This is a genomic window from Janthinobacterium paucivorans (genome assembly GCF_051380805.1).
In the GTDB taxonomy this organism is placed as follows: Bacteria; Pseudomonadota; Gammaproteobacteria; order Burkholderiales; family Burkholderiaceae_D; genus Janthinobacterium; species Janthinobacterium lividum_D.
Map to the genome: position 1 here is coordinate 91,774 of NZ_JBNYXR010000004.1, position 21,022 is coordinate 112,795.

14 protein-coding genes are annotated in these 21,022 nt (G+C 63.5%); 1 reads left to right on the forward strand and 13 read right to left on the reverse strand.

Annotation, left to right across the window (positions count from 1 at the left end):
* Window positions 1-307: 307 nt before the first annotated feature.
* The 12 genes from ACQ4V8_RS06530 to ACQ4V8_RS06585 form a co-directional block, all read right to left on the reverse strand.
* Window positions 308-655 (reverse strand): hypothetical protein, encoded by a 348-nt coding sequence (locus tag ACQ4V8_RS06530; protein WP_436571105.1) that lies wholly within the window; start codon window positions 653-655, stop codon window positions 308-310.
* A 25-nt stretch (window positions 656-680) separates the two neighbouring features.
* A complete protein-coding gene (locus tag ACQ4V8_RS06535; protein WP_436571106.1) occupies window positions 681-3,098 on the reverse strand; it encodes a DUF8189 domain-containing protein in 2,418 nt (805 codons plus the stop codon).
* 164 nt (window positions 3,099-3,262) lie between these two features.
* Window positions 3,263-3,739, reverse strand: coding sequence for a hypothetical protein (locus ACQ4V8_RS06540; protein WP_070346208.1), 477 nt, complete (start codon window positions 3,737-3,739; stop codon window positions 3,263-3,265).
* Window positions 3,740-3,952: 213 nt separating this feature from the next.
* The gene (locus tag ACQ4V8_RS06545) at window positions 3,953-5,182 is read right to left on the reverse strand and encodes an acetate/propionate family kinase (RefSeq protein WP_196854976.1); all 1,230 of its coding nucleotides are present in this window, start codon (window positions 5,180-5,182) and stop codon (window positions 3,953-3,955) included.
* Window positions 5,179-6,594, reverse strand: coding sequence for a bifunctional enoyl-CoA hydratase/phosphate acetyltransferase (locus ACQ4V8_RS06550; RefSeq protein WP_010401419.1), 1,416 nt, complete (start codon window positions 6,592-6,594; stop codon window positions 5,179-5,181). The genes ACQ4V8_RS06545 and ACQ4V8_RS06550 overlap by 4 nt, the downstream gene beginning before the upstream one ends.
* A 9-nt stretch (window positions 6,595-6,603) precedes the next feature.
* Window positions 6,604-8,850, reverse strand: a complete 2,247-nt coding sequence (locus ACQ4V8_RS06555) for a DUF3141 domain-containing protein (RefSeq protein ID WP_436571107.1) — start codon at window positions 8,848-8,850, stop codon at window positions 6,604-6,606.
* 48 nt (window positions 8,851-8,898) lie between these two features.
* Window positions 8,899-10,023 carry an ABC transporter permease gene (locus tag ACQ4V8_RS06560; RefSeq protein WP_010401423.1) on the reverse strand — a complete coding sequence of 375 codons (1,125 nt, stop codon included), beginning with the start codon at window positions 10,021-10,023 and terminating at the stop codon, window positions 8,899-8,901.
* A gap of 4 nt (window positions 10,024-10,027) precedes the next feature.
* Window positions 10,028-12,784, reverse strand: coding sequence for a ribosome-associated ATPase/putative transporter RbbA (rbbA, locus tag ACQ4V8_RS06565; protein ID WP_070346206.1), 2,757 nt, complete (start codon window positions 12,782-12,784; stop codon window positions 10,028-10,030).
* A 2-nt stretch (window positions 12,785-12,786) separates the two neighbouring features.
* Window positions 12,787-13,809, reverse strand: a complete 1,023-nt coding sequence (locus tag ACQ4V8_RS06570) for an HlyD family secretion protein (protein WP_436571163.1) — start codon at window positions 13,807-13,809, stop codon at window positions 12,787-12,789.
* An 82-nt stretch (window positions 13,810-13,891) separates the two neighbouring features.
* Window positions 13,892-15,346, reverse strand: coding sequence for an efflux transporter outer membrane subunit (locus ACQ4V8_RS06575; RefSeq protein ID WP_010401427.1), 1,455 nt, complete (start codon window positions 15,344-15,346; stop codon window positions 13,892-13,894).
* Between the two features lie 10 nt (window positions 15,347-15,356).
* Window positions 15,357-16,142: an enoyl-ACP reductase FabI gene (fabI, locus tag ACQ4V8_RS06580; RefSeq protein ID WP_082260962.1), complete on the reverse strand. Its 786-nt coding sequence runs from the start codon at window positions 16,140-16,142 to the stop codon at window positions 15,357-15,359.
* A 559-nt stretch (window positions 16,143-16,701) separates the two neighbouring features.
* Window positions 16,702-18,144: an IgA Peptidase M64 gene (locus tag ACQ4V8_RS06585; protein WP_436571108.1), complete on the reverse strand. Its 1,443-nt coding sequence runs from the start codon at window positions 18,142-18,144 to the stop codon at window positions 16,702-16,704.
* Between the two features lie 223 nt (window positions 18,145-18,367).
* Here ACQ4V8_RS06585 and ACQ4V8_RS06590 point away from each other — a divergent pair, with 223 nt between their 5' ends.
* Window positions 18,368-19,633 (forward strand): DUF418 domain-containing protein, encoded by a 1,266-nt coding sequence (locus tag ACQ4V8_RS06590; RefSeq protein ID WP_436571109.1) that lies wholly within the window; start codon window positions 18,368-18,370, stop codon window positions 19,631-19,633.
* Here the strand turns inward: ACQ4V8_RS06590 and ACQ4V8_RS06595 are convergent.
* A complete protein-coding gene (locus ACQ4V8_RS06595) occupies window positions 19,624-20,877 on the reverse strand; it encodes a cyanophycinase (RefSeq protein ID WP_010401431.1) in 1,254 nt (417 codons plus the stop codon). The two genes, ACQ4V8_RS06590 and ACQ4V8_RS06595, sit on opposite strands and share 10 nt — an antisense overlap.
* Between the last annotated feature and the right edge of the window lie 145 nt (window positions 20,878-21,022).

The following is a 21,022-nucleotide window of genomic DNA, read 5'->3' on the forward strand; positions in this document are numbered from 1 at the left end:
TTTCGTCCATCGGCGCGTAGCGGCAACAGGTAAAAGTAATTTGCAGATAGTTTTATGGATATTTTATAGACGCTGCCGCACTTTCGTTATCCCTGCAGGCATGAACAATACAGGCGAGCTGCCATGCAGCGCTTGATCCCGGCCGAGCGGCTGGTAGCGAGTATGGCGGCCCGAGGCTTGCCGCATAAAGCATCGCCAGGGAACTGGACAAGTCGCCGGCCAACGGACGCAAGCGCTTGCATGCGATTGACGAGAAACTCGGCGTGGGCAAGCGCAGCGCGCTCGCGTACACGCTGCGCGCCTAAGCTTAACGCCGCGACAGACGCAGCACCTCAGGCGTTGCTTCGACGATGTCGATCACGTCCTGTGTCCCGACGCCATCGCCCAAGATATAACGCCCCATGCCCAGGGGCCGCAGCCGGGTAGCCGGACCGGCGCGGGGGCGGTCATCGGGGCCGGGCGACATGCTGGTCATGCTCGCCTCCCCGCCTGCCATGGCCCCGGTTGCACCGCCGAATTCCAGCACCTTGCGTCCCTTGCGGCTGGGAGGAAAGACGAACGTCGCCGAGGGCCGGTACACCTCGATACCGTCTGCATCCTCCTCGAAGGAATGCGTCCAGCTACCGCTGGGCAATGCCATCGTCATGCCTTGCATGGTGCCCCCTGTTTAAATAATCGCATCAAAAGCACGATACCACGCCGCCCAGGCTTTCGTAGCCGCTCACGGAGGGCGACCAGGTCGTACCATGCCATGCCTTGTGCAACAGGGCGCCATTCGTGCCTGTGACAAACACGTCGAGCCGATTTGCGCCCCAGGCCGTGGCGCGCGGCCGCGAGGTGCACACGCCGCCCAGGTTTTCAAAACCCGTCAAGGATGGTGTCCAGGCAGAGCCATTCCAAGCCTTGTGGTACAGGGCGCTATCGGTGCCGATGACAAACAGGTCGAGCCGGTTGGCCGCCCACGATACGGCTTCCACCTCGCCCACGCAGATGCCGCCCAGACGCTCATAGCCGTCGATGGAAGGTCCCCATTTCGCGCCGTCCCACCATTTATGGTACAGCGCGCCATCGGTGCCCGTGACAAACACGTCGAGCCGGTTCGATCCCCACGCCACCGCCTTCGGCGACGAGGTGCAGACGCCCCCCAGGCGCTCATAGCCCGTCAGCGACGGTCCCCAAGACGTGCCGTTCCACCACTTGTGGTACAGCGCATGGTCGGAACCGATGAGGAAAACGTCGAGGCGGTTCGGTCCCCAGGCAACCGCTTCCGGCTGTCCCAGGCAGATGCCGCCCATGGCTTCGTAGCCCGTCAAAGATGGTCCCCAGGCGGCGCCATTCCACCACTTGTGATACAGGCCGCGGTCCGTACCGACGACAAACACGTCGAGGCGGTTCGGCCCCCAGGCGACGACACGCGGGTCGCCCACGCACACGCCGCCCATGGCTTCATAGCCTGTCAGAGACGGTGCCCAGGCAGTGCCATTCCACCACTTGTGGAACAGGCCGCTGTCAGTGCCCGTGACAAACACATCGAGCCGGTTCGGCGCCCACGATACCACCTGCGGCGCACTGGTACAGATGCCGCCCTGCCCTTCGTAATCAGTCAGCGGTGGCACCCAGGCCGTGCCATTCCAGGCCTTGTGGCACAGTGCACGGTCCGTGCCCAGCACGAAGACGTCGAGGCGGTTCGCCCCCCAGGCCACGACAGGGGAGGAACTCTGGCGCGGCAGCGCGCCAGTGCCGCCCGTCCCACTGCCGATGCTGGCACGCGGACCGTCGAGACAAGCCTGCATGCGCGCCACCTGGCCCGCCGTGAACATCAACATGGCCGTATCGTCGACATAATCCATGTAATTCATGAACATGTCGCCATTTGGTCCATTGCTACAAGAAACATGCGGGAACGAAGGCTGGCCGGTGTTCGGCCCGCCCTGGTTAGGCGTGTCGGCCACATTGTCCGTGCCCGAGCACCCCGTGCCGTCATCACCCCAGATATGGTTCAGGTTCAGCCAGTGTCCAATTTCATGCGTGGCCGTGCGTCCCAGGTGGAACGGTGGCGCTGCCGTACCGGTCGTGCCGAAAGCCGATTGCAGTATCACCACGCCGTCGGTGGCGGCCGGGCCACCGGGGAACTGCGCGTAGCCCAGCAAGCCGCCGCCCAGCTGGCACACCCAGATATTGAGGTAGGTATCGGCCGGCCAGGCATCCATGCCGCCCGCCGCCTGCAATTTGACGCCATCGTCCGCGCCAAACGATGGCAGCGTCGTCTGGCGCCGCTCGATGCCGCTGGTAGCTGCGCCCTGCGGATCGGTCGTGGCCAGCGCAAACTCCACGCGCGCGTCGGACGCCAGCGGCAGGAATGGCGCCGGCGTACCGTTGACATCCGGGTTGACGCGCCGGAAGTCACGATTGAGCACGTCGATCTGGCTGACGATCTGCGCATCCGAAATATTCTGCGCTGCGGTATGCCACACCACGTGCACGACTACCGGTATCTGCGTCACGCCGGCACGACCGGCAATGCTGCTGTCGCCCGCATAGAGTCCGGCCTGATTTTCAATGTCGGCGCGGACATGCGCATAGGACGGATCTTCGCTCAGCAGGCGCCGGTGCACATCCATGGTGGCGCAGGTACGCACTTGCGGCGTGCCGCCGCCCTCGCCCTGTTCACCTCCCCCACCTCGACCACCTCCCCCGCCTCCCATGCCTTCCATGCCTTCCATGCCACCTGCACCGCCCGCCCCGCCCGCCCCGCCTCCCCCGCCTCTCATGCCACCTGCACCGCCCGCGCCATCGCCGCCGCCCCCCATGCCGCCGCCATCGCTCACGTGCATGCAACTGGCGCCGGCCATGCCCTGTGATACCTGCTGCATGCCGCCGCCGGGCATGCTGGCGTCGGTGGCCGTGGCGCCAGCATGGACAACGGCCTGGTCCGCATACGAGACGCCAAGGCGCGGTCCCGGCATGACATCGTCGCCGGCCGCATCAGCGTCGGCCTGAATATCACCTTCGACCGGCATGGCCTGCATGAGAGGCGCGGCGGAGCTGCCGACAGCCATGCCGGGAGTTGGTGAATTTTTCGTTTTAGCGGTACTCATGATGTCCCCTTCGTCTATTTGCCAGTTCACTATGGCACGGCAAAAGGACGAGCATTTGCGCCAGATCAAGGCTGGCAAGCCACGCCAGAGAAAAAACGAGGACGAAAAAAAAGACAGCCGAAGCTGTCTTTGCGGTTTGCGGGACGTCACCCGCAAACAGGGAATTACTTGGCCGCGGCGGCCTTGACTTCAGCGTCGGCCTTGGCTTTGGCTTCTGCCGTCTTGGTGGCGGCGAGGGCCTTGTCGGCGTTCGCTTCGACTTTTTCCTTGGCGACCTTGACGTCGGCTTTCACGGCAGCCTTGGTGGCTTTCGCATCAGCCTTGGCGTCGGTTTTATCTGCCTTGGCTTCCATTTTCAGTTTATCTTCCGCATCGGCATTGACGACTTTATCGTGGGCCTTGGCCTTGGTTTTATTCGCCTTATGATGGGCGTCGGCTTTCTTTTCGTCGGCTTTCATTTCTGCCTTGGCGACGTTGGCGTCAGCCTTGGCGTCGACTTTGGCTTGCGCAGCGGCAGCCTTGTTGACGTCTTTTTGTGCGCCAGCCTGGGCTTTCACGACGGCTTCCGTAGCCGGTGCGGTTTGAGCGAAGGCTGCGGTAGCAAACAGGGTAGCGATCAGGGCGGCGAGTAATTTGTTCATGATGAGACCTTTCAATATGGATTCGAGTTATTTTTACTAAAGGCGGGCAAGATGTGCCAAATTTGCCAGGCATCGGGCTGTTGCTGTCAGCAACCCGATGGCATGACTTCATCCTAAAGAAAAAACTAAAACCAGACTGTACGCTATCGCACTCAATACGAAATAGGTGCAATTCGGCAAATTCCCATGGGGTGCGATGGCATCGTCAGATCCTCATGCGCTGACGGCCAATATCGCATGGCGGGCGGCCACCCATTCCTCGTTAGCCGGTTCCACGCCCACCACAATGCGGCTGGCATCGGTGGAAATACGGCTGGCGTTGCGCGCATTGGCCTGCGCCTCAAGCACGGGGCCGATGAAACCGAGTTCGGCGCAGATGCGTTGGCGCAGTTCAGCGCTGTGTTCGCCGATACCGGCCGTAAACACCAGCATATCGAGCCCACCCAATACGGCCGTCAGGGCGCCGATTTCGCGCACGATGCGACGGATATACAGCGCCAGCGCGGCGCGGATGCGCTCGCCCGTGGCATCCTGCCGGTCCTGCTGCGCCAGCAACACCGGCGGATCGGCCGACACGCCCGACACGCCCAGCAAGCCCGACTCGTGGTACAGCACATGCGCCACCTTTTCCAGCGACAGCTTCTCGATTTCCATCAGATAGATCACGGCACCCGGATCGAGCGAACCGCAGCGCGTGCCCATCATCAGGCCGTCGAGCGCGGAAAAGCCCATGGTCGTGGCCACGCTGTGTAAATTATCCATGGCGCACAGGCTGGCGCCGCTGCCCAGATGGGCAACGATGACCTTGCCGCGCGCGACGGGGCCGTAGCGCTGCTCCAGCACCAGCGACTGATATTCGTACGACAGGCCGTGGAAGCCATAGCGGCGCAAGCCCCGCTCCCACGCATCATAAGGCAGGGCCAGCATCTGCTCGACCTGCGGCACCGTGTGGTGGAAAGCGGTGTCGAAGCACGCCACCTGGGCAATATCGGGATGCGATTCGAGCAACACCTCGATCGCCTCCAATGCAAAAGGCTGGTGCAGCGGCGCCAGCGGAACAAAACTTTTCAGGTCCGCCAGCACGCTCAAATCGATGCGCACAGGGGCGAAATACTTGCTGCCGCCATGCACCACGCGGTGCGCCACGGCGCGCAGCGGGCGTCCCGCCAGTTGCGCCACGACTTGCGCGCGGATGGTTTCGAGGGCCGCGTGGTGCGGCTGCTCTGCATCGAGCTGCAAGGCGACTGGGGGCAGGCCAGCGGCGCGGTAAGTGGCATTTTCGCGGCCGATACCTTCGACCTTGCCGCTCCATTGCGCCTGCTGCGGCAGTACACCGCCGGCTTGCTCGAACAGGGCGAACTTGATGCTCGATGAGCCGCAATTGAGCACCAGGATCAGGGGGCCATCGGTCTGTTCTTCTACGTGCAGGACTGGCGCGTTCATGGCGGCGTACTGCGGTAATGATTAGCCAGCATCACGGCGATGGCACACGAGGCGATACGGCTGGCGCGCGAGTCGGCGCGGCTGGTGAGTATCACGGGAACCTTCGCGCCCAGCACGATGCCGGCGCTGTCCGCGTCACCCATGTATTCAAGCTGCTTGGCCAGCATATTGCCGCTTTCCAGGTCGGGCACCAGCAAGATATCGGCGCGGCCCGCCACCTCCGAGACGATGCCCTTGACGGTGGCGGCGGCGATCGACACGGCATTGTCGAAGGCCAGCGGACCGTCGAGGATGGCCCCGGTGATCTGGCCACGATCAGCCATCTTGCACAGGGCGGCCGCGTCCAGGGTGGCCGGCATGTCCGCATTGACCGTTTCCACGGCGGCCAGGATGGCCACGCGTGGTCTGGCCACGCCGATCACGTGCGCCAGGTCGATGGCGTTGCGCACGATGTCGGCCTTCATGGCCAGGTTCGGCGCGATATTGATGGCCGCGTCCGTGATGATGAAAGGACGCGGATACGCAGGCGTCTGCATCAGGAAGCAGTGGCTGATGCGGCGCTTGGTGCGCAGGCCGGCGCTGGCAGCGAGCACCGCCGACATCAATTCATCCGTGTGCAGGCTGCCCTTCATCAGCGCCTCCACTTCTCCCTTGCCCGCCAGTTCGGCACCGCGCGCCGCTGCCGCATGGCTATGTTCGACGTCCTCGATGGCGATGCCGGCCAGGCTCAGGCCAGCCTCCAGCGCTACCGCTTCCAGGCGCGCGCGCGGCGCCACCAGCACGGGCGTGATCAGGCCGGCCGCATAGGCGTCCAGCGCGCCCGACAAGCTCAATTCGTCGCAAGGATGGATCACGGCCACCTTGATCGGACCCAGCGTGCGCGCATGCTCGAGCAGGCGCCGCGTGCCGTCGCCGTTATGCAGGCGCACTTCCGGCAAAGTGGCGCGCACTCTTTCGATCTGCTCGGCGGGCGCGATCACCTGCGCTTCGCCGTCGAGCACTACGGCACCATGCTGGTTGACGCAGCGGCAGGCCAGGGTCACGTGGCGGTTGCGCGGATCGAGCGTGGTGACGGTAACGCTGATGGCCAGCGTATCGCCTACGCGCACGGGCTGCAGGAATCGCAGGGTCTGGCCCGTGTAGACCGTGCCGGCGCCGGGCAGGCGCGTGCCCAGCACGGCAGAAATGAGGGCTGCGCCCCACATGCCGTGGGCAATGACGCCCTGATAGCGGCTGGAGGCGGCAAATTCAGCATCCAGATGCTGCGGGTTGTCATCGCCCGACATCACCGCGAACAGGGAGATATCGTCCATGCTCAGGGTGCGCGTGATGCTGGCAGTGTCGCCGATGGCGATCTGGTCGAAGGTGCGGTTACGCACGATATGCAAATCATCGTCTGGGGGAGTAGTCATCTTGGTCTTTTAGGCAGGGGTAGTGTTTTTGGCAGGTTTGCTTGCGGGCCTGGCCTGCGGCAAGGCCTTCGCCTGCGCCTTGGTCGCGCGCTCGAAGCGCGCCAGCATCTGCTGCAGGCTCGCTTCCTCGTCCGGCGTCGGCGCTACGGGCACTTGCAGCACTTGCTGCAGCCAGTCGGCCAGCGCGCCGATGTCGTCCGGGTCAGCGCGCGATAGCAAGACCGGCAAGGCGGCGATGGCGGCATCGAAATCGTGCAGCATCAAACGCGCCTGCTGGCGCACGATGCCGCGGAATTGCTCCATGCTAAATTCCTGCCGGTATTGCGGCTCAATCAGCTTCAAGGCCAGGTTGAAACGGCGCTCGTCGGCGATCATGCGGAAGCGGTAAATATAGAACAGCGCGCGCACGGCTGCTTCCACCAGCCCCCCGCACTGCATGTCCTCATCCATCTTGCGCGTTTCGCAGCGCACGTATTCGCAATGCTCGGGCGAGATGCCAGGATGGGGGCGCGGCGGCGCGGCGGCGCCCATGGTTTGTCCCGTCAGCGCTTGCACCAGGGGCGAGCCATAGATCATGTCGAAAGTCGTTTCCTGCAGCGTGTCGCGCCAGTTGCTCCAGCTGTTCAAGCCAGCGCTCATGGCGCCGGAGAAGGCTTCCTGCATGGCCAGCAGCGGGTTATCCGGTGCCACGGGGTGGCGATGGGAACGCACTTTTTCCGCCTCTCTGGCCACCAGCTTGGCCAGCGGATTGTGGTCCGTCCAGCGCTCGTACGAGACGCGCAGCGGGTGCGTGAGCTGCAGCAAGCGTGCCGACTGCGGCGTAACCATGGCACGCACCCACGGTTGCGCGAAGCTGCGGTACAAAGCCAGATTCACCTCGGATACGCGCGCAGCGGCGGCGAACTTGCGGTCGTTTTCCACATCCGGCTGGACGATGGCGCGCACATCCTCGATGCCGCGATGCTCGACCTGCAGCACATAGTCGCCGCTGGCCAGGTCGGCGTTCGGCGTCTCGGGCGTCTTGTCGACGATCCTGGCTTCGTAAATGCCGGCCGGCAGCAGGTTGATCAAATCGATATTACTGGCGAATTTCTGGTGCTCCTTGTGCCCCACCTTGGCCGATACGAAAATACCCAGGTGACCGATACTGTCATGCACCGCATAGACGATGGTCTGGTCGTGCATCAGCACATCGTTATCGTCGCGGTACAGGTCCGTGATCCAGCCCAGCGCCTGCGGCGGCGGCGTAATGTTGTCGCCGTTCGAGCAAAACACGACGATGGGCGAACGGATATTGCGCAAGTCCAGGCGCACGCCGTCGGAAGTGATCAGTTCCGCCGTGGCCAGGCGGTTGCCGATGAACAGATTGTCGACGATGTACTGCATCTCGACGTCATTGAGGAACACGTGGCCGCCCCAGTATTTTTCAAATTCCAGGTAACGCGGCGCTTCCGTATCGATATTTGCGTACAAGTTGTACTGCTTGCTCCACAGCGTGTTGGCCGGATTGAGCTTCTCGAAATTTTGCACCAGGCTGGCGCCGTCGAAGCGCCCATTGCCCAGGTCGCCCGCCAGCGCCGTAGCCCAGCTACCGCCCATCAGTCCGCCCCCGTAGCGCATCGGATTGCGTCCGTGCCAGCCGGCCCAGTACGACACGGGCGCGCCGGCCACGATAATGGGACCGAATAGTTCCGGACGCATGGCCGCCGTCATGAGGATTTGCCAGCCTGCCTGGCAATTGCCGATGACGACGGGCTTGCCCTCACTGAGCGGATGCAGGGCGATGACTTGCTCCAGGAAGGCCGCCTCGGCGTGCATCACGTCTTCCACCGTCTGTCCCGGCACGGGATCGGGCAGGAAACCGATGAAGTAGCACGGATGGCCGGCGCGCAAGGCCACGCCGATTTCACTCTCGGCCTTGAAGCCGCCAATGCCGGGACCATGGCCAGCGCGCGGGTCGACGACTACAAAAGGACGCTTGCCCGGATCGGGCGGCGGCGCATCTGGCGTCAATATGCGCGCCAGGCCGTAATTGACGGGGCGCGCCAGGTCCAGCCCGGACAGCACCAGTTCGGCGGGGAAGTCCAGTACGTTCGGCACTTCCTCGGCCAGATGCTCCTGGTACTGATTGCCGCGCCGGCGCATCACGTCCGCGTACAGCACGATGCGCTGCCAAGAGTCGCGCGCATAGTCGCCCAGCATGCCCATGGATGGCAAGCCGCCGGTGGAGAAAAATGGAGCAGATTCGATCTTCATGGCTATCCTTTTCATGCAAACAGGCGACGGAACATTCCGGCGCAGGGCCTACGCCATTTGGCTGATGGTCTTGCGAAAGCGCGCCAGCGCAAAGGTAAACAAGGCCGTGCCGATTGCCAGCAGGGCCAGGAACGGCTTCCACACCACGTCGATGCCCGCACCACGGTACAGAATCGCCTGGCTTAACTCGACGAAATGCGTGGTCGGTGCAATCAGCATGATGTTCTGTACCAGCTCGGGCATGCTTTCGCGCGGCGTGCTGCCGCCCGAGAGCATCTGCAGCGGCAGCAGCACGAGGATCAGCAGCATGCCGAACTGCGGCATGCTGCGCGCCACGGTGGCCAGGAAAATACCCATCGAGGTGGTGGCGAACAGGTGCAGGGCAGCGCCGCACAGGAACAGTGCGATGGAGCCTTCGATGGGCACGTGCAGCATGCCACGCACCACCAGGTTCAGCGACAGGGCGGCGGCCAACAGCACCACCAGGCCCATCGACCAGACCTTGCCCAGCATGATCTCGGCCGGTGTCACGGGCATCACCAGCAGATGCTCGATGGTGCCGTGTTCACGCTCGCGTATCAGGGCCGCGCCCGTGAGGATGATCGACAGCATCGTCACCTGGTTGATGAGTTCCATCAGCGAGCCAAACCAGGCCTGGCTCAGCGAAGGATTGAAGCGCGCGCGCATCACCAGCTCCACCGGCGAGATCGTCGCGCCACGATAGCGTTTGACGAATTCTGCCACTTCGCCGGCGACGATCTGCTGAATGTAGCCGCTGCCGCTGAAAGCCTGGCTCATGCGCGTGGCGTCCACGTTCATCTGCAGTTCCGCATGGCGCCCGCCCAGCACGTCGGACTGCAGCTTGGGCGGGATCGTCAGCACGAAGGTGTACTGGCCCGCATCGAGGCCTGCATCGATCTGACTCTGGCTGATCATGGCCGGCGGCGTGAACTGCGGCGGGAAGAACGCAGAGGCGATGCGCGCGGACAGGGGCGAGCCATCCTCGTCGACGATGGCGATCGAGGCCATGTGCAGGGTTTCCGGCTTGGCCGTGGCAGCCACGTAAATGGCTAAGGTGAAGGTATAAAGAATCAGGATCAGCATCATCGGATCGCGAATCAGGCTCCAGATTTCTTTCACGCCCAGGCGGTAGATATTTTCAAGGTGACGCATACGCTTATGACTCCTGTTTCTTCAGCAGCGCCACCGTCACGCCGAGGATCACGGGAATGGCGACAATCAGCGGCCAGAACGAGGCCTGCAAGTCGCCCAATCCCAGTGCCTTGTTAAATACGCCGCGGCTGATATTGAGCATGTGCGTGGCCGGGTACATCAGGCCAATCGCCTTGCCCACGCCTTCCATCGACGAGACGGGATTGAGCAAGCCGGAAAACTGGATGGCCGGGATCATGGTGCCGATCATGGTCACGAACAGGGCCGCGATCTGGCTGCGGGTAAATGTCGAGGCGAACAAGCCGATACCGGTGGCGCAGATGTTGAAGATGAAGGTGGCGCCGATCAGGGTCGGCAAGCTGCCCTTGATCGGCACGCCAAAGGCGGTGACCGCCAGCAGCGCCATGAGCACGAAGTTGAGCATGGCCAGCAGCACGTACGGCACCTGCTTGCCGAGCAAAAATTCCAGGCGTGTGACAGGCGTCACGTACAGGTTGATGATGGAACCGAGTTCCTTTTCGCGCACCACAGAAAGCGCTGCCAGCATGGCCGGCAGCATCAGCAGCAACAAGGGAATCACGGCCGGCACCATGGCTGGCAAGCTTTTCACGTCAGGGTTGTAGCGATAGCGCGTCTGGATGGCGACGGGGTTAGCCATCTTGATGCCATAGCGGTGCAGGGCCTGGTCGGCCAGCCACAACTGATGCATGCCCTGCACGTATCCCTGTACGGTTTCGGCGCGCATCGGCATGGCGCCGTCGATCCACGCCCCCACTTGCGCTGGTGCGCCGCGCTGCACGTCGCGCGCAAAGCCGGGCGGAATCTCGATGGCCAGCGACAACTCGCCGCTGCGCATGCGCTTGTCGATATCGGCATAGTCGCGTAGCGGCGCTCGCTCGACGAAGTAGCGCGAGCCCGCCAGATTGTTCGTGTAATTCTGGCTCAGGCTAGTCTGGTCATGGTCGAGCACTGCGTAACTGAGGTCTTCGACGTCCAGGCTGATGCCAAAACCAATGACGAACAACAGCAGCACGGAGCCACCCAGCGCCAGCGTCAGGCGCACGGGGTCGCGGCGCAATTCCAGCGTTTCGCGCCACATGTAGCTGAGCATGCGCCCCAGGCTGAAGCGACTGCGCCGCTGCTGCGGTAGTGGCGCCTGCGCTGGTGCTGCCTGCACGGGTGCCGCCGCTTCCTGCGCGTCCTCCACGGTCGCCGCTGCCGTGCCGCCACCGGCTTCTTCCAGGTAGGCGATGAAGGCCGCTTCCAGCGATACTGCGCCCTTCTTGCGTACCAGTTCGGCCGGCGCATCGCTGACCAGCACTTTACCCGCATGCATCAACGAAATGCGGTCGCAGCGCTCGGCCTCGTTCATGAAATGGGTCGAGATGAAGATGGTCACGCGGTCACGCCGCGCCAGCTCGATCATCAGGCGCCAGAAGTTGTCGCGCGCGATCGGATCGACGCCGGACGTCGGCTCGTCGAGGATCAACATCTCCGGCTTATGCACCATGGCGACGGCCAGCGACAAACGCTGGCGTATGCCCAGTGGCAGGCTATCGGGCAAGTCGTCCATTACGGCGTGCAAGTCGAAGCGCTGCGCCATTTCATCGATGCGGGCAGCAATTTGCGCTTCCGGCACGTGGAACAGGCGCGCATGGAGCACCAAATTCTGGCGCACCGTCAGTTCGCTATACAGGGAAAATGCCTGCGACATATAGCCAACCCTGCGGCGCGTGTCGATATCGTTGGAATCGACTTCCTTGCCGAATAGCCAGGCCTTGCCCTCGGTGGCCGGCAGCAGGCCAGTGAGCATCTTCATGGTGGTCGACTTGCCGCAGCCGTTCGAACCGAGAAAGCCGAAAATCTCACCGCGACCGATGCGGAAATTCACATGGTCGACGGCAGTGAAATCGCCGAAGCGCATGGTCAGGTCTTGCGCCTCGATGGCTACATCCTGCGCGCTGGCGGCATCGAGCGGCGTGATGACCACGGGCTGGTGACCGGCGCGCTTGGCTTCCGGCAGCAGCTTGATGAAAGCCGCTTCCAGGGTATCGCTTTGCGTGCGCTCCAGCAGTTCGGCCGGCGTACCGGTACCGCGCACCTTGCCGTCATCCATGGCCACTAACCAGTCGAAGCGCTGCGCCTCGTCCATGTAGGCGGTGGCCACCATCACGCTCATCTGCGGGCGCTGCACGCGGATACTGGCGATGAGGTCCCAGAACTGGGCCCGCGCCAGCGGATCGACGCCGGTGGTCGGCTCGTCGAGAATGAGCAGGTCGGGATCGTGGATCAGCGCGCAGCACAGGCCCAGTTTCTGCTTCATGCCGCCCGACAGCTTGCCCGCCGGGCGCGCCAGGAAGGTATGCAAGCCCGTGCTGCGAGTGAGCTGGTCGATGCGGCGGCGGCGCTCGGCGGCATCATGGCCGAACAGGCGCGCAAAAAACTGCAGGTTTTCCTCGACCGACAGGGTTGGATACAGGTTTTTTCCCAAGCCTTGCGGCATGTAGGCGATGCGCGGACAGACATCGTCGCGATGGCGCGCATCGCGCATGTCGCCGCCCAGCGCCATGACGCTGCCTTGCTGCACGACGCGCGCACCGGCCACCAGCGACAGCAGGCTCGATTTGCCCACGCCATCGGGCCCGATCAAGCCCACCATGCGGCCGGCCGGCACGTCGAGGTCAATGCCGTCGAGCGCCACCGTCTTGCCGTAATGCTGGCTGACGCCCTGGATGCTGACGACAAACGGGTTCACGTCCATGCTCACTGCGCTACCTTGGCAGTCAGTTCAGCCGGCCATGGCTGCTTTGCATCGAGACGCACCCACGCCACGCCGGGCAAGCCCACTTTCACCAGCGCCAGGTGCTTTTGCAGCAGCTCGCGGCTGATCTGCGCCTTGACGCGGAACATCAACTTCTGGCGCTCGCTGGCCGTCTCTACCGTCTTCGGCGTGAACTGCGCGCTGGCAGCGACAAAGGAAATCGTCGCCGGAATCACATAATTGGGCGCGGCGTCGAGGATGATGCGCACTTCGCTGCCCATCGCCACCTTGCCGGCCGCCGTTTCGGGCAGGAAGAAGGTCATGTAGACATCCGACAGGTCGACCAGGTTGAGCACCTTGCCGCCACCGGCCAGCACTTCGCCCTGCTGCGCCACCAGGTACTGCACGCGACCATCGCGCGGCGCCGCCAGTTGGCCATCGGCCAGGTCGGCGGCTATGCGCGCAGTAGTTGCTTCGGCGGCCGTCACGGCGGAACGCGAACCGACCACTTGCGCCTTGGCCGCGTCGATGGCCGCCTGCGCCGCCGTGACCTGCGCCTTGGCCGCATTCAGGGCGGCAGCCACGCTGCGCACGCGAGCGCGGTCATCGTCGAGTTCCTGCACCGAGGAAGCGCCTTCTTTCGACAGAGTTTCGGAACGCGCCAGACGGCGCCTGGCCGCATCGAGTTCGCTTTCACGCTGCGCCACCAGGGCCTGCGTGGCCGCCTTGTCGCTCATGCGCACGGCCACCTGTGCCTGCGCCCCGACCACCGCGTCGGACGCCTGCTGCTGGCGCGCGCGCGCCTCGTCGCGCTGCGCCGTCAGCGAGTCCACCTGCATGCTCGCCAGCGGCTGGCCAGCCTTGACGAAGTCGCCCTCGCGCACGAGGATATCCTTGACGCGGCCAGCGAGCTTGGTGGCGACATCGATCTCGGTCGCTTCGATGCGGCCATTACCACTGACGAAACCTTCACCGGGGCCGGTGGGGCGCATTTTTTGCCAGGCCACAAAGCCCAGCACGAGCATTGCCGCGACGAGCGCAGCGGGAATAAGTTTTTTCTTCAGTTGTGGAGTCATGGTGTCGGCAATCGCAATCAATCGGGGAACGTCAATAGGTGAACGTGGCGGCAGCGGGTGCGCCGCCACCCAGGGCGGCGTACAGGCTGACCTGGCTGGCGAGCAGCGCGCGGCGCGTCTGCACCAGTTGCTGCTCGACCGTCAGCAAATCGCGCTGCGCATCGAGTACTTCCAGGTAGGGCGCGGCGCCATTGTCGTAGCGCAGCTTGGCCAGGCGCGCCCGCTCGCTCTGCGCGGCCAAAGTGGTCTTGCCGATGTCGACCTGCAGCGCCAGCCAGCGCCGGTTCGACAACGCGTCGGCCACTTCGCGAAACGCGCCCTGCACGCTCTTTTCATAATTGGCCACGGCCACATCGCGGCGCACCTCGGCCAGATCCATATTGGCGCGGATGCGGCCGGCGTCAAAGATCGGCAGCACCAGGCGCGGCGCGAAATTCCACGCGCCACTGCCCGAGTCGAACAGGCCACTTAATTGCGCGCTGGCAGTGCCGTAGCCAGCCGTCAGCGAAATACTCGGGAAGAAGGCAGCGCGCGCCGCGCCAATATTGGCTTGCGCTGCGCGCAGCTGATGCTCGGCCGCCACCAGGTCGGGGCGCTGCGCCAGCAAGGCCGACGGCAAGCCCGCATGCAGCGGCTGCAGCACGCTGGCATCGTCGAAGCGGCGCACCTCACCAGCCACCGGCGTCAGGTCGAGCACGCCACCGACCAATTGGGCCAGCGCATGCGCCTGCACGGCGCGCGCCTGCTCCAACTGCGCCGATAGCGACAAGGCCTGGCTAAGCAGGGTTTCCACCTGCGTCAGGTCCAGCTTGGAAATCGAACCGACCTCGAAGCGGCGCGTAAAGATGCGCAGCGACTCGGCGCGGCTATCGACCGTGGCGCGCGCCAGCGCCACCCGTTCATCGAGTTCGCGCAAGCCCAGGTAGCCATTGGCCACCTGGGCCACCAGGGCAACACCGACGGCGCGGCGCGCCTCGTCGCTGGCCAGCAGGGTTTGCAGCGCGCTATCGTTCAGACTGCGCACGCGGCCCCAGAAATCGAGCTCCCATGCACTCACGTTCAAACCCGTTTGGTACTGCGTACTCGTCATGGGGCGCCGCGTCAGGCTAAGATCAGCAGGCACGTGCGCGCGACTGCCGGAGGCTCCCAGCGCAATGGTGGGGAATTGCTCGGCGCGTTGCATGCCGTATGCGGCGCGTGCCTCTTCCACCCGCAGGGCGGCGATGCGAATATCGCGGTTGCTGGCCAAGGCCTGCGCAATGAGCGCCTGCAAGCGCGCATCGGTAAAGTAGGCTTGCCAGCCGATATCGGCAGCATGCGCGCCGGCAGGATCGGCTTCCGGATACTGCGCCGCCACCGGTAGCGGCGGTGGCGCATACGGCGGCGCCATCGAGGCGCAACCGGCCAGGGCCAGCGTGGTGGCCAGAGCGGTGGCCAGCGCAGCGCCCCTGGCGCACGCTGGTAAAGCGGGAACAGGCATGATCATCTTCTTCCAGTCAATTCAGAATGTTGTAGCCACCGTCGACATACAAGGTGCCGCCCGTGATGGCGCGCGCGCCGTCGCCGGCGAGGAAGGCGCACAGCGCGCCCACGTCTTCGATGGTGGCCAAGCGCCGCATGGGCGAGCGTGCGATGGCGTCAGCCATCAAGCGGTCGAAATGGGCAATGCCGGAAGCGGCCCGCGTCTCCAGGGGCCCGGGCGAGATGGCATTGACGCGGATACCTTGCGGGCCAAGCTCTGCTGCCAGGTAGCGCACCGATGCTTCCAGTGCGGCCTTCACGGGCCCCATCAGGCCATAGTCGGCGATGACTTCCTCGGCCCCCAGATACGTCATGGTCATCAGGCTGCCGCCGTCGGGCATCAGGGGTTCGGCCAGCTTCGCCATGCGCATGAAGGAGTGGCACGAAACATCCATCGCTTGCGCGAAACCATCGGCGGAACTGTCCGTGACGCGGCCATGCAAGTCCTGTCTGGGCGCGTAGGCAATGGAATGCACAACGAAATCGAGCCGCCCCCACTGCTGCTCGATCTGCGCAAACAGCGCTTCGAGCTGGCCCGGCACGGCCACATCGAGCGGTGCCATGATGGCCGCCTGCACTTGCTGCGCCAGCGGTTCCACATGCGGGCGGGCCTTGTCATTGAGCCAGGTCACGGCCAATTCGGCGCCGGCTGCGCGCAGCGCGCTGGCGCAGCCCCAGGCAATGCTTTGCGCGTTGGCGATACCCACCACCAGCCCGCGCTTTCCCTGCAATGTCAGTAACGGCGGCATGGACGTCGTCATGCTTTATTCGGCCGCAGGACGGGCCAGGGCGTGGCCGCGTCCAGGCATTGCAGCGCAGCGGTGAGCGCGCATGGCAAGGCGATGCAAGTGGGGGGAGGTAAGCTACTGCACGCGTCAGGCGCGGGGATCTGCATCTTCATGTATCGGGCTTCCATCACTGAAATTCGAGGCCGGCACCAGTGCATTCTCGGGGAACTGGTACGGGGCAAAATTACTCTACAGCATTTAGACGCGTGCCTCATAAAGAGTCCAATCCGCATTCGATGACGCTTTGAGTGAGGTCAACTATAAGCGCGATTGCGGCAATGCAACATTGATATAGATCAAATTCTACCCCAATATTATTTAAATGAATTATTTTTTATGCAATCGCGCGGACGTGCCTATCAGACAACTCTGCCGGGCTGAGGGAAAGAAAAGAACGTTTGCCAGCTTGCATGAAAAACAAACAGCGCTGGGCGATGGCGGACGGCAGACGGCGCGGTAGAGACAAAATGGGGGCCATGCTATTGCATTGCAACATGCCCCAGCATCCCTTGCACAATTGAGCTGACCGGCCTTATTTGCGAGGCGCCGCAGCGGGACGCGAATACAGGTCGATGATGCTGCTGATACCATCCTGGCATACGGTGCAGAACGCCTCGCTACGGTCGAACATGATGCACTGCAGTTCGGGCCGGTAGTAGCCGGACGACTCGTAGTTGGCGCCTTCGAAGGCGCCAACGGCATGGCGCTGCGGCGCCGTGGAAAACAGTTGCTGCGTGTATGCCAGGTCGGCCTTGAACAAGTCGCTCATCTCGCTTTCCGGGCGGTTGGCCGCGCGCAGCGCGGCGCGCTGCTTCTGATACTCGCGCGCATGACTGTCGTACGCTTGCTTCGGCCACGGGGTAGGCAGCGGCGTGCCGGCCTTGACGTGGTGCTTCCATTTCAGCCTGGCCGGATCGCGCAGCGCCGTGGCGTTCGGCTCCCACGGTTCCTGCCGCTCGCCATTCGACTGATAGGCCACGGGCGAGGTGTAGTACTCGTCGGCCAGGCCGGCGAAATGGTGGCCAAATTCATGCACAAACAGATATTTTGCCCAATCGCTATTCGCTGCCGCCGTGCTGAACTGGCCGAAGATACCGCCGCCACCGTAGGTGTCGTTGTTGACCAGGATTTCAATGAATTCATACGGCGCATACTGCGCCAGGTCGCGCAGGGCGCGGTTATCCGTCGTCAGCACATAGCGCTCGCTGCCAAAGATATCGTAGCGCGTGCCCAGCGGCGACGCGTGATGCACGCCGGTCGATGGGCGCGATACGCCCGATTCCTGCGTCGGCGCGGCCATGGCCCATACATTGAAATCATTGGCCCGTTCGCGAAATGGCGACACCGTAAACAGGTGCTCGGCCAATTTGCGCGCCGTCGCTTCGAACTTGCCCATGTCGGCGGCCGTGTAGCCGTCGCCCATGATCAGCAGGTCGACCTTTTCGGACGATGGGCCACTGATGCGGATCGGGATCGGCTTGACGGGTGCCGGTGGCTGCTTGCGAATCACGTCCTGCGCCGCCGGGTCGACGTCGGTGCTCCATACAATGGAAAACAGGCCGCGCTCGTCGCGCTTCAAGATGCGCACGCGCGCGGGCTGCTCCGGCTGCGGGAAGCGCACCGATTCCTGGAAGGCGCGTGTGGTGGTTTTCGCTTCATCGGTGCTGGCCCATTCGCCAAAGATGGTGGAAAAACCGCGCGAGTACAGTAGCTTGCCCGACTTGATATCGACCACTTCCAGCAGGTTGTTGCCGCGATTGCTATCGTCGATGGGACGCGCCGGATTGCCCGGCCATGGCAGGGGCTCGACCAGCACGCGCTCGATCGCATAATGTTCGCCCAGTGCATTGCCGCTGTGCTGGTAATCGAGGCGCATGGTCGCTGGCAACGGCGCAGTGTCGGCCTGCGCGATAGGCAGCAGGCCGGTGGCCAGCGTCAGCGCGCAGAGGAGGGGGCGAATCGGGGTCTGCTGCATGTGATTCCTAAAACGATAGAAAAACAGGTGAAGGGTACGGTTTCCCAAACAATCCGCATGCCTGCCGGCAGGCACGGGAACAAGCGCTGCGGCACATTGTAGCGACAGGAAGCGAGCGCGCAAAGCGCCCATTTCACCCGCTGCACTTGACCATGCCATCCAATCGCTGCATATTAAATCGACTAGTCAATTCATTGTATATTTAAAAGGACCGCAAGCCGCCATGCGCACCATCGATCCCGAGAAACACACGGCCCGCCGTGACGCCATGAGCAATGTACCCAGCACGCCATGCCCACGCATCGCCGACATCGACGCCCTGCGCGGCTGCGCCCTGTTCGGCATCCTGGTGGTCAATATCGGCGCCTTTGCCACGCCCTGGTTTGGCCTGGGCTTGAGCGATCCGGCATTTCACGGCAGCGTGGACCGCGCCACGCACTTCCTCGTCGCACTGCTGTTCGAGACCAAGTTCTATCTCTTGTTTTCCTTCCTGTTCGGCTACAGCATCACCTTGCAGATGCAGGCTGCCGCGCGCGCCAATGCGCCGTTCGTGCCGCGCATGCTGCGCCGGCAAGCGGGCCTGTGGCTGATCGGTGCCCTGCATGCGGTGTTTCTGTTTCATGGCGACATACTCACCACCTATGCCGTGCTGGGCATGGTGCTGCTGGTACTGCACCGCTGCGGTGAACGCCGGGCACTATCGCTGGCCTTGATGCTCGTCACCGTCTGCATCGGGTTCTGGGGGGCCATGGCCTGGCTGCAAAGCCTGCAGCCAGCGCACGCCGCCGCCCAGCAGGCCGTGTCCATGGCGCAGAAGGCGGCGAGCGCGCTAGCCGCCTACCGTGCCACGCCGGCCACCGTCATCGCCCAGCATGTGCGCGAACTGAATGACATCTGGATCGTCTTGCTGCTGGTGCAGGCGCCCTGTGCGCTGGCCATGTTCCTGTGCGGCATGGCCGCCGGCAAGCGCGAGATGCTGCTGCACGCCAGCGATTATCTGCCGCTGCGCCGCCGCCTGCTATGGGCCGGCGCGCTGGCGGGATTGCCCTGCGCCGCATTCTATGCGTGGACCTCGGTGTATGCAGACAGCCAGGCATGGCAAGTGGCGGGACTGGCCGTGGGACTGGCGAGCGCACCGCTGCTGGCGGGCGCCTACCTGGCGCTGGCGCTGGCCCTGTTCGGGCGCCTGCGTAATGGCACGCTGTTCGCCCTGCTAGCCGAGGCGGGCCGCATGGCACTGTCGAACTACCTGCTGCAGTCAGCCGTCTGCGCCTGGCTATTTCTCGCGTATGGCCTGCGGCTGATGGGCAGTGTCTCACCGCTAGGCGCCCTGGCGCTGGCCGTCATCATCTTCAGCCTGCAACTGCCACTGAGCCACTGGTGGCTGCGCGGCCATGCATATGGCCCTGTCGAGTGGCTGCTCCGGGCCTTGACGAACGCCGCGTGGCCACGCTGGCGCCGCGCCAGCGCCAGCACTGGCTATTTGTAGCGGTACAGCGGCTGGCGCAGCTGGATCGGCCGGATATCGAGGCGCAGTTTCAACACCGAATACGCTTCCGCCTCGGTCGAGCTGTAACCGACGCTGTTGACCGTTTTACTGAAGCGGAACTCGAAGCCCAGGTCCGGATATGGATCGCGCGGGTTGCCGAAAGCGATGCCGATGGCTTCCTGCTGCGCGTTGTCAATCAGGTTGCCCATCAGGTCGAGCACGGCGTTATTGCCGAGAATATCGTTGGTAAACACCGGCTCGCGCATGTCGGGCTGGTTCGGATCGAGCTTGTTGTCAGCCTTGTCCGGCGAGGGCGTGAACGCACGCGTAACGAGATTGAATTTGTCGCCCCGGTCCAGATAACTGATGGCAGCGTTGCTGATATTGAAGTTTTTCACGCCACGGTCGCTGATGGCGCCCGACAGGTCGATCAGCAAGGCACCGCTATAGCCGATGACTTCCACGTCGCGCATGGCGTCAACCACCATGGCGCTGTTTTCATCGATGCCCAGTCCCAGGTGATAGCCTTTTTTCAGCATCACGGGAATCATGCGCGCAAAGCGTCCGCGCACCAGCAGATGCTGGTCCACAAAAACATCGCTGCCGATGAAGCCCAGTCCAGGTGCGATCTCGCGGCCATCTGTCACGCCCATCTTGAGCATGTCCAGCACGGGCTTGGCGTCATAAAACATGGTGGTGCTCATGATGGCGGCGCCGGCGCTGGAACCGGCGATCACGCCGCCGTTGCGATAGACCGACCAAATAGCTTCCAGCGCGGCCGTCCGGCTGCCGTCCGCGCGCAGCAGCGCTTGCGTGATGCGCCCCTGGTCGCCGCCCGCAAAATAGATGCCGGTGGCCGACTTGATCTGCGTGACGATGGCCGGATCTTCGGCTGCCTTGCGGTAATCGCGATTGGGCAGCTTGACGGCAAGCGGTACGAAAAAGGCATCGGCACCATATTGATTGAGTTTTTTAATGATGCTTTCACCCGATTTTTCCGGGTTCATCGCGGCCGAGGCCAGCACGGCGATGCGCGCGCCTGGCCCGCCCGACAACTTGACGATGCGCTGCCAGACTTCGGCATTGTCGGCGCGCAGGCCGCCGCCGATGATGACGAGGGTGCCCTGCGGAGCGCTGCCGATGGCACTGGCGCCAGGCGCCGCCACGGCATGGATGCTGCACAATGCCAGCGCAAACAGCAGCGCGGCGAGGAAGGTCTGATACAGGCTTGAAGATGATTTCATGATGCCTCTCGAATACAAGAAAAGTGGCGCACGCTTGTTGATACAGGCGCGCGCCCTTGCTGCCTATGCTGCTTGCAACCCAACTCCATCGAAAACGATATTACCGTCTGCATGTGACAGCGGTATTGCGGTATCTCCTGCTCTT

Bases quoted from the DNA above. Each gene is read 5' to 3' on its own strand.
- ACQ4V8_RS06530 (WP_436571105.1), bottom strand. From the start codon at position 655: ATGCAAGGCATGACGATGGCATTGCCCAGCGGTAGCTGGACGCATTCC.
- ACQ4V8_RS06570 (WP_436571163.1), bottom strand. From the start codon at position 13,809: ATGCTCGTGCTGGGCTTTGTGGCCTGGCAAAAAATGCGCCCCACCGGC.
- rbbA (WP_070346206.1), bottom strand. From the start codon at position 12,784: ATGGACGTGAACCCGTTTGTCGTCAGCATCCAGGGCGTCAGCCAGCAT.
- ACQ4V8_RS06575 (WP_010401427.1), bottom strand. From the start codon at position 15,346: ATGATCATGCCTGTTCCCGCTTTACCAGCGTGCGCCAGGGGCGCTGCG.
- ACQ4V8_RS06555 (WP_436571107.1), bottom strand. From the start codon at position 8,850: ATGAAGATCGAATCTGCTCCATTTTTCTCCACCGGCGGCTTGCCATCC.
- ACQ4V8_RS06585 (WP_436571108.1), bottom strand. From the start codon at position 18,144: ATGCAGCAGACCCCGATTCGCCCCCTCCTCTGCGCGCTGACGCTGGCC.
- ACQ4V8_RS06545 (WP_196854976.1), bottom strand. From the start codon at position 5,182: ATGAACGCGCCAGTCCTGCACGTAGAAGAACAGACCGATGGCCCCCTG.
- ACQ4V8_RS06595 (WP_010401431.1), bottom strand. From the start codon at position 20,877: ATGAAATCATCTTCAAGCCTGTATCAGACCTTCCTCGCCGCGCTGCTG.
- ACQ4V8_RS06540 (WP_070346208.1), bottom strand. From the start codon at position 3,739: ATGAACAAATTACTCGCCGCCCTGATCGCTACCCTGTTTGCTACCGCA.
- ACQ4V8_RS06590 (WP_436571109.1), top strand. From the start codon at position 18,368: ATGCGCACCATCGATCCCGAGAAACACACGGCCCGCCGTGACGCCATG.
- fabI (WP_082260962.1), bottom strand. From the start codon at position 16,142: ATGACGACGTCCATGCCGCCGTTACTGACATTGCAGGGAAAGCGCGGG.
- ACQ4V8_RS06535 (WP_436571106.1), bottom strand. From the start codon at position 3,098: ATGAGTACCGCTAAAACGAAAAATTCACCAACTCCCGGCATGGCTGTC.
- ACQ4V8_RS06560 (WP_010401423.1), bottom strand. From the start codon at position 10,023: ATGCGTCACCTTGAAAATATCTACCGCCTGGGCGTGAAAGAAATCTGG.
- ACQ4V8_RS06550 (WP_010401419.1), bottom strand. From the start codon at position 6,594: ATGACTACTCCCCCAGACGATGATTTGCATATCGTGCGTAACCGCACC.